The organism is Dolichospermum sp. LEGE 00246 (assembly GCF_015207865.1).
GTDB classification, from domain to species: Bacteria; Cyanobacteriota; Cyanobacteriia; order Cyanobacteriales; family Nostocaceae; genus Dolichospermum; species Dolichospermum heterosporum.
Genome location: NZ_JADEWA010000210.1, coordinates 1 through 8,873, shown reverse-complemented (window position 1 = coordinate 8,873; position 8,873 = coordinate 1). Strand labels below are relative to the sequence as shown.

The window sequence follows — 8,873 nt, the reverse complement described above, 5'->3', positions numbered from 1 at the left end:
AGTGGGGGGAGTTGGGGAGGAATGTTTTGAGGTTGAAGAATTTCAAATTTACAGACAAGCGGAACTAAACCGCACTACAGCATCACTACTCGCTAATGGGGCAATTTTGATTGTCGGTGAAGAGGGGAGTGGTAAGTCTGTACTGGGTAATGCCGTAGTTGAGAGATTAACTGATGACGGTTTTTTAGTCGCATTTGTTGAACCAACTACTCCCAAACAGATGCTACTAGAAATTGCCCAGCAGTTTGAACTTCCCACAGAAGACATCGAGGGGAAAAATTTGACTATGGATAAATTGAAGAAAGCGATCGCCCAATTCCTCTCAGAGAACACAGCTTTTATTGTTCTCGATGATGCTCAAAACTGCGATATGAAATTTAGGATTTGGCTGAAACAGTTACGCCGTAAGGGTGTACCGATGTTGGTATTGGCAACTGACCCGCCCCGCAGCGACATCTTTATTAATATTCCGAGAATTGAACTGAAACCCTTACCAGAGAAGGCAATCAGACAAATTATGAAAGCAGCAGCGCAAGAAAGAGCGATCGCCTTAACATCTGCCGATTTATCTAAACTTCAGGAACGCGCTGGGGGAAATCCGATGTTAGCAATTAGGGCAATTGAAGAGGAATATCTAGGGTTAGATATTGAAGGTGCAGACCATCGCCGCTATTTTGACATTACGCCATTAATTTTAGTAGTGGGTGTAATCTTTGTAATTATGCGCTTTATTGGTTTGGGAACTAATGACCAAGCACTATATATATTTGGTGGTATTGCTGCGGCTATATTCTTGGGACTTTCCCGATTGCTGTACAGTTTGCCTCAAGAAGAAAGGAGAATTAGATAATGTTGGGAATTTCACATTTACTAATTAGTGGCACTGCATCCAGTTTATTACTGCAAACTGCGGACCCGGTTTTGATTGCTGTTGGTGCAATTGGTGGTTTACTTCCTGATGTTGATGTTTCTACTTCTCCAGCAGGTAAGGTTTTTCCTTGGATAAGTGGCTATTTCCAAGAAACAATGCCCCACCGCAGTATGACTCATTCTATCGTTGCATCGGCTGTTATTGCGATCGCCTCCTATGGAACAGCAATATTTATTCCCCAATTTATTCCTATAGCATCAGCCCTGACAATTGGTTATACCTTTGGCTGGTTTGCAGATTGTTTTACTCGCGGTGGTGTGGAGATGTTTTGGCCTTCATCTGTACGCTGTGTTTGTCCTGGTAATCGGAATCTCAGGTTAAAGACTGGGAGCAATGCTGAATATTTTGTACTTTGTATATTGGTGGCGATCGCATTATCAGCTTTTAGCATCAATAGTAAGGGAGGAATTTTAACCCAATTTAATCGCCTGATTGCTTCTACATCAGGGGTACAGGGTGTGTACAATAGTTCTGGAAGCACTCATAAAATTGTTGCCAATATTAAGGGAGTCAGGGCGGGCGATCGGTCAAAAGTTGATGGCCAATTTCAGATTATTCAACCTAACGGAACTGGATTTATAGTTCTCGAACCTAAGACAAATAAACTATATAAAGCCGCAACTGAACCTGATAGTCAGATTGTGATTGAACAAATTACCGCAGATGTTTCTACACCTGCTATTACTACTATTGAATCGGTATTTGTGGAAGATCAGGTGATTGGGGAGGCGATCGCTAAATTTAACCGTACTAATACAAATGTATTTATTAGTGGTGAATTGGCTGTTGAAGATTTTGACACTTCAGTTTTACCGCGTGACCCTTACCAATTTAAGTTTATTGACGCATCACCTAGTAATATTAAATTGGAAGCTGCGCCATTAAAAACTGTGATGAAATTTTTAGGTGATGAATTCGCCAGTGGTAGTTTACAAATCCGGTCAATTGTTAGTAGTCAATAATTATAGTTCTACGATTAAACCATTACGGGGTCTAACCGGGATAAGGGTAAAATAGGACATAATGTAAATAAATGTTGTAGAAACCGATTTAGTGATTTACTAACTTGTCCAAAAATGGTAGGACAGACTTTGCCAAATTGGGAGTTTTATACGCTGTCGAACCATCCCTCTCAGGGCTAAAGCCGCTGAGTTTCCCACTTACCGGGTATTCTTATGAAAACACTAATTGACTTTTTCGATCAAAATGAACCTCATCTGAGGCAAGAGCTTAAAAAAGTTCAAAGCTCACCTTTTGAGATTGCATCTTTAATCCAGTCAGAAATCTATAAATTTGTAGATATTAATGGGGAATATATAGCTAACCTTACCCCACCTCAAGCGCGAGTTGCCATAGCTATGTTAACACTCTTAAGCTTGTCCTTTGAATCAATCATACCTGTTAATAATTCTATTCAGAATAACAATGATAAAGTTTCGCCAGATAATACAGAGCATTTTAGGAAAGTATTAGATGCGGCTACTACTGCTACTCTGGCTGGAGGCGTTGCTGGAGGCGTTGCTGTAAACATTGCTATTGGAACAGGAACAGTACCATTAATGCCATTTGTAATGCCAATAGCATTAATAACAAGTGGTGTTGTTTTGGTTTTTAAATTAAGCACTAATTATTTTTTGAGTGAAAAATTAAATGAAATAAGTAAACCAGAAATAGATGTGGATAAGTTGGTGTTACATTTTAAAAATGGACTAGAAATTATAGATCGAGATGTTTCATATATTAAACCGCCTAAAATACATGAACCTAAGTTAGAAGATCATTCTGATGTTTTAGATTGTCTTCAGAATTTGCTGGGCGAAGCTAACAATGAAATCGAGGCACTTCCTCTACTTATAAAATGGAGAATTGAACAACTGACATCTATTTTAAAAGTTCGTTATCAAATTGATATAAAATACTACGAAGAAGAAGATACTTTGAAATTTGAAACAGGGAGTCAAAATATATTTGACTTTGAGAAGAGTTTTAATTCAGATTTTGATGGGTATAAAACTAAAATTCCTGCTTTTATAAAAGACGGACAAGTTTTGCGACAAGGAAGAGTAACTATACCCTTCTTAGAGCCAAGTGAAAACGATTCAATAAACTAAAGGGGTATCATAATGTATAATTCAAACTCTTTTTTAGACATAAATTACGATAATGCTAGGGTTATAGGTTTTGATTTAGGACATGGAGAGTTTTCTATCGCCAAGTTTCTTATGCAAGGCGACAACCCCGAAATCTCTGAGATTAATGGTAAAAAAAGCCAGATAACCGCGATTGTTTACAAAGATGGTCATATTTATATTGGTGAGCAGGCTATTAATACAATTAGAAGCCACTATGAACCAATTGAGAGAAATCAACCTAGAAATCATAATAATGAAAACATATCTTTGGAAATGGGATTTAAACAACGACCATCTAAATTATCTGAAAAAGAGATTGAAGTTTTCGCTGATTTCATAAGAACAGTATATAAAATATTTCGTGAAGGAAAAGGAAAAAGAGAGGATCGGCAAGATTATCTTTTTATTGGTTGTCCGTCAGGATGGGAGGATACCGAAAAAGAGGCTTATCAAAAAAATCTGAATGCTCTTTTTTCAAACCAAGAAAATGTAGTTAGCGTAATCGTGGTACGAGAAGCTCGTGCTGCTTTCATGCAAGCAAAAAACGGCGGTAATTTCAAATTAGAAGAACTACAAAGCCCTATTTTAGTTGTTGATATAGGATCTTCTACAACTGATGTAACTCTTCTTGATAACAACAATGAAGAAGCTTTATTAACAGATGACGGTGTAGATTTAGGTGGCTCGTTAATTGATAAAGCTCTATTTAAATATTTTTTTGAAAAAGATCCTAATAAAAACTTTTTTGAAAAGGCATTTGCAACAATGCCTAGTTTAAAAATTTATTGCGAATATCTTTGTCGCTTAAGTAAGGAAGAATATTTCAATAATCCTGATCAGTTTGAAAAAATGTCAACTAACAGGGGGTATCTGACTTTAGAAACTGAAAAAAAAGGAGAGCCAGTTAGATTTTTTCCTGAGATTAATGGACCCATTATGCGAGAGATTTTGGCTCAACCATTAGAAGAACTAGATAACAAAACCTGGAAGGAAGTTTATCGAGAGATGTTGACTAAAGTTCGGGATAGCCTAAAGTCCGACAAACTTATTAAAAGAGTCTTTGTTACAGGCGGAGCATCTAGGATGCAGTTTGTTCAAGAAATTTCGGAAAAAATATTTCCCAACGCAGAATATTCAAAAGGTGACGAACCTGAATTAGCTATTGCTTTTGGACTGGCTCGCTGGGGACGAATGTATCTTAAACAAATTAGTTTACAAGAAGACATTACAAACGTTTTATCCCATTCATTACAGGAAAGTATTGAGAAACATATTGATCAAATAACAAAAATTTTAGTTGATGCCATTGCAGACAGTTTATTTATTAATCAAGTAGACTCTTACATACAGGCTTGGAATAATGACAAAATTTCTGATTCTAATTTGCTTATTGATAAAATAAAAAAAGGGTGCCAGCAGTGGTTTGATGAACAAGATCACAATCTTTCTTATGGAGATATAGTAACTATAGCTTTAAATGATGTTATAAATAACACTGTGATAAAGGATCTGAATATTACTTCAATTTGTAGTAAGCATGGAATAAAGGAAATAACAGTAAAAACTATTAAGTTACAATTTCAAAATGATATAAGAACATTATCCGACAGATCTCTTTCTTCGATTAAGAAGCTAACACAAAGATTAGAAGCTTTTGAGTTCTGGGATTATTCAGGTGCTGTAAAAGGAGGAATAATCGGAGCAATAGTAGCAGGAGGAATAACTACAGTTGGGGTAATAGCATTGGGAGGAACAATTATTGCAACAGGACCATTGGGTTTGACTGCTATAGGAGCGGGGGGATGGAGTATTGTAACAGGTGGTGGAGCCGGTACGTTGTTTGGACATTTCATTGGAGGACCCAAAAAAGATACACGAACGGTCAAAAATAAAATAAGCGACGACCAGTTGAACAGTTACAAAAAAGAATTTATAAATGACATCCAAACTAGCATTGCCAATGATCAAAAATTCAAGCAACGACTTAGAAGCAGTATTACTGATTCAATTGAGAAAGGAATCGAAGAAACTGTAAATAAAGCATTGATGTTAAATGTTTAGTTTTTTAAGCTAATTAACCCAAAAAGTATGACTAATAATGAAGCTTTAGAATTAAAACGTCAAGTAGCGAATACAATTTCATTTTCGTTATTGTATAGTTTACAACGACAGCACTTGGATGCTCCTTTTGTAGAAGCCGTTAAAAAGGGATACTTTAAACCTGCCCCTTTTCCCGCATTGGCAGCAACCCGTTACTCCTTTCTCCAACTAGAACAGGTGGGATCATTATTGACTGGTGACCCACTGCATTACCCACTGACAGCAATACAAACCGTCCTCACAGCTTGTCATGATCCTAATTATAAACTTGTTTTTATTGTTTCAAACGATGGAACAAAAAATCATATCTATTTGGGTGTTGTTAGCTTTAATCCTATAGAACATTCTCCCGAATTATTTGCACAGTCCATTGGGAATTTCATTCAAGGAAACTGGATTGGAACAAGGATGATTTCTGTTAGTTCTCAGTCTTCTCAATTTCAAAAAAATGTTCTTAATAGGTTTATAAAAAATCAGCAAGATACCTTTAATCATGGCATGGCTTTAACAGGTATTCCTTCTTTAAAACTATCAGAAGACCGAAATGCTTATCCTCAGAGTTTAGATCGTTTAATATCAGGGTTACGTGGTTCTCCTTTCATGTATATGGTGATCGCAGACCCAATATTATCATCAGAAGTTGAAAGTATAATTTTTGATGCTCGTGAAATCATGGCACAAATACATTCTTTCACTAAAATTAGTTACAGTGAAGCTTTGTCCAAAGGATTTTCCGAAGCCTACGGAACTGGAAAGAATTCGGGGAAATCAACAAATAACGGAACGACTACAAGCAAATCCAGTTCTGATTGGAAGACAGGAATAGCCTCTCTTTTATCAAAAGGAGGAATAATTAGTGAGGGTGTACTTCCATTAATGTTAGCTGGAACAGCTATTACAACTATTCCTTTTTTTGCACCTGCGCTTTTTTGCTTTTCTATCTTAGCTGCTGCTGCTGGTGATGAATTAGCAAAGGAATTCCAAACATCTACCAGTGAAGCAAAGAGTGAGACAGAAAATTCTGGGGAAAGTGAATCATATACAAAAACTAGCAGTGACAATCTTACTCAGACTTTTGGACAAGAATATATCAATACCCACGCTCAGGCTGCGGAAAAATATCTTCAGCAACATTTGGATCGCTTTGAGAAGTCACGAGCTACAGGGGGGTGGAATGTAGGAGTTTATTTACTAACAAAAAGTCAAGCTGAAGTCAATCAGGCAGCGACTCAATTAAGAGGACTACTTACAGGACAGAATAGTGTTTTAGAGCCAATACGAATTCATAACCTCTCAGAAATACTTAATCCAAGTATTTCAACACAAGAGGACAAATTTAATCTTTTTAAATTGCTACAAAACTTTGCTCAACTAGACATCTCCCTAGTTAATCCCAAAAACAACGAGGAAAAGATTGAACATCCACTAGGAACAGCTTTTAATGGATTAACCACTCCACTCAGTACAGATGAACTTGCTTTACTGATCAACTTTCCTCAAAGGGAAGTTCCTGGAGTACGGGTAATGCCTACAACAGATTTCAGCCTTAATCCGCCCGTTTGTGAAGGTAAATTTATCGAACTTGGAGAGGTTTTAGAGGGAGGAACAGCTACTACTCTTAAGTATCCTCTAGCTCTTGATGCTCTGAATAAACATGGCTTGATTACTGGTATTACTGGTAGTGGTAAGACGGTAACTACTCAGAAAATAATTAAAGGCTTACAAAATAATAATATTCCATTTTTAATTATTGAACCCGCTAAACGAGAATATGTAACATGGGCAGAAAACCTAAACAAAACATTGCCAGAAGAAAACCAAATTATTATCTATGAGCCTGGGAGTAGTAATAATCAGAGAAATTTATCTATTAATCCTTTCGATTTTATTTCGCAAGAACAAATACTTTCTCATATAGATCGTCTTAAATCAATTCTCAACGCTACATTTCCGATGCAGGAAGTTCTACCAATGATTTTAGAAAACTTGTTATTTTCAGCTTACAAAGCTACAAGCTGGATTGATAGTGATCCAAGAATTAAGCCTAGTAGGATTCCTAATTTGAGCTATCTTCTGCAATTACTAGAGAATGATCCTAATTTAATTCATAAAAATTATGAAGAAAAAATAAAAGGGAATATTGTTGCTGCATTAACAACAAGAATTAATAGTTTATGCTTGGGCTGGAAGGAAAAATTATTCAATCAAGAATCTACACCTTGGGCAGAAATATTTGATCGTAATGTAGTAATTAATTTATCTCATTTAGGTGACGATAATGATAAAGCTCTCGCAATGGCTGTATTATTTTTGTTTTTATATGAATATCGCCAAGATCAACATGAACATCCTGAAAAATATTCGGAAAAATCCCCCAATTTATTGCATCATCTAACTATAATTGAGGAAGCACATCGAATTTTACTTAAATCCACTCATACGAATTTTGAGCAAGCAAATCCTCAAGGAAAAGTAGCCGAAATGTTTGCAAGTATCTTATCAGAGATTCGCGCCTATGGGGAAGGTTTACTGATTATAGATCAAGTTCCATCTCGTTTGATTCCCGATGCCATCAAAAATACCAATTTCAAAATAGTACATCGTCTGGTAGCAACAGATGATCGAGATGCCATGAGTGCTAGTATGTCTTTAAATCTTGAGCAAAGCCAAGTAATCAATAAACTGAGAACTGGACAAGCTATTGTATATGGAGAATTAGATGATATGGCAGCCTGGATACAAGTTACAAAATCCTAGTTTTGATAAGTAAAAGCCCATGAAAGTTTTACAAATTGTTAATCTTCAACGCGATCCTTTAGTAGAAATTACTTGGGAAAAACCAGATGTGATAAACTTTTCTATTAAAAGGGAAAATATTGATCCCAAATTAAAAGATGATTTGATATCTTACTTAATTACATCACTGGAAAAATTCAAAAATGAAGGAATACCGCTGCGGAATGGAAAAGAAATAATTGAGTCCGATGGTAGTCTTACCTTTATTGAGGAATTACACTTAGTAAAATCTGATAATGAGCAGTTTTTAGAAGTATTAAGTGATAGAATTAACTCACAAAAGTTTATTTTGGATCAAGATAGATTGTTCGCATTAGTCAAGTAAATACAGCAAGAGGAACGCCTAATGACATCTTACGAAATAACAGACACATCTACTCAGCATATAGAATTAGATCATAAACTTGAAAAAGTTGGTTCTACTAAAATTAGTGGCTTTGAAAATATTTGGTTTTCCTGTCTAACCAATGAAGAAGTTGTTCAATACCTAAAAGAGTTTCAACCAAAGCAATATGAAAAATGTCAATCTATTCATTATGAATTGTTGCCTAATCTCAAAAATCCTAGTATTACTAGTCAATTCAACCCCAAAAGTCATGAAATAACGATATGGTCACCGATTGTTTGGGAAAAATGGTTTACAGGTAAGGAAAATACTAAAATACATATTTTAGATACAATCGCTCGTCAAGTTGGTCATAACGCTTACGAAAATATTTCTACTTCAGAATGGAAAAAAATACATCAAAGTCAAGCTGGTTTTGTCTCGACTAATGCCAAAAATACCGAAATTGAAGATTTTGCAGAATCATTTGCAACTTACAGAAATGATCCAAATTTGCTGAAATTCAAAAGTCCAGAAAAATATGAGTTTATGAAAAGTCAAGTTTTTTTTGGAAAAGAATATACTACTG

7 protein-coding genes are annotated in these 8,873 nt (G+C 35.7%); all 7 read left to right on the top strand.

The window, feature by feature from the left end; genetic code table 11:
* Positions 1-850, top strand: an 850-nt coding sequence (locus IQ228_RS14575; protein ID WP_228043880.1) for an ATP-binding protein, incomplete at its 5' end; no start/stop codon positions are given.
* A complete protein-coding gene (locus tag IQ228_RS14570; RefSeq protein WP_193963299.1) occupies positions 850-1,893 on the top strand; it encodes a metal-dependent hydrolase in 1,044 nt (347 codons plus the stop codon). The genes IQ228_RS14575 and IQ228_RS14570, both read left to right, overlap by 1 nt.
* Before the next feature lie 213 nt (positions 1,894-2,106).
* Complete coding sequence (locus IQ228_RS14565; protein WP_193963297.1) at positions 2,107-3,042, top strand: hypothetical protein; 936 nt, start codon at positions 2,107-2,109, stop codon at positions 3,040-3,042.
* 12 nt (positions 3,043-3,054) lie between these two features.
* Positions 3,055-5,124, top strand: coding sequence for an Hsp70 family protein (locus IQ228_RS14560; RefSeq protein ID WP_193963296.1), 2,070 nt, complete (start codon positions 3,055-3,057; stop codon positions 5,122-5,124).
* 27 nt (positions 5,125-5,151) lie between these two features.
* Positions 5,152-7,920 (top strand): ATP-binding protein, encoded by a 2,769-nt coding sequence (locus IQ228_RS14555; RefSeq protein ID WP_193963295.1) that lies wholly within the window; start codon positions 5,152-5,154, stop codon positions 7,918-7,920.
* 19 nt (positions 7,921-7,939) lie between these two features.
* Positions 7,940-8,284 (top strand): hypothetical protein, encoded by a 345-nt coding sequence (locus tag IQ228_RS14550; RefSeq protein ID WP_193963294.1) that lies wholly within the window; start codon positions 7,940-7,942, stop codon positions 8,282-8,284.
* Between the two features lie 21 nt (positions 8,285-8,305).
* A partial coding sequence (locus IQ228_RS14545) for a hypothetical protein (RefSeq protein ID WP_193963293.1) occupies positions 8,306-8,873 on the top strand: 568 nt, incomplete at its 3' end.

Excerpts from the sequence above, each read along its gene's own strand:
- IQ228_RS14570 (WP_193963299.1), top strand. The coding sequence starts at position 850 with ATGTTGGGAATTTCACATTTACTAATTAGTGGCACTGCATCCAGTTTA.
- IQ228_RS14555 (WP_193963295.1), top strand. The coding sequence starts at position 5,152 with ATGACTAATAATGAAGCTTTAGAATTAAAACGTCAAGTAGCGAATACA.
- IQ228_RS14550 (WP_193963294.1), top strand. The coding sequence starts at position 7,940 with ATGAAAGTTTTACAAATTGTTAATCTTCAACGCGATCCTTTAGTAGAA.
- IQ228_RS14560 (WP_193963296.1), top strand. The coding sequence starts at position 3,055 with ATGTATAATTCAAACTCTTTTTTAGACATAAATTACGATAATGCTAGG.
- IQ228_RS14565 (WP_193963297.1), top strand. The coding sequence starts at position 2,107 with ATGAAAACACTAATTGACTTTTTCGATCAAAATGAACCTCATCTGAGG.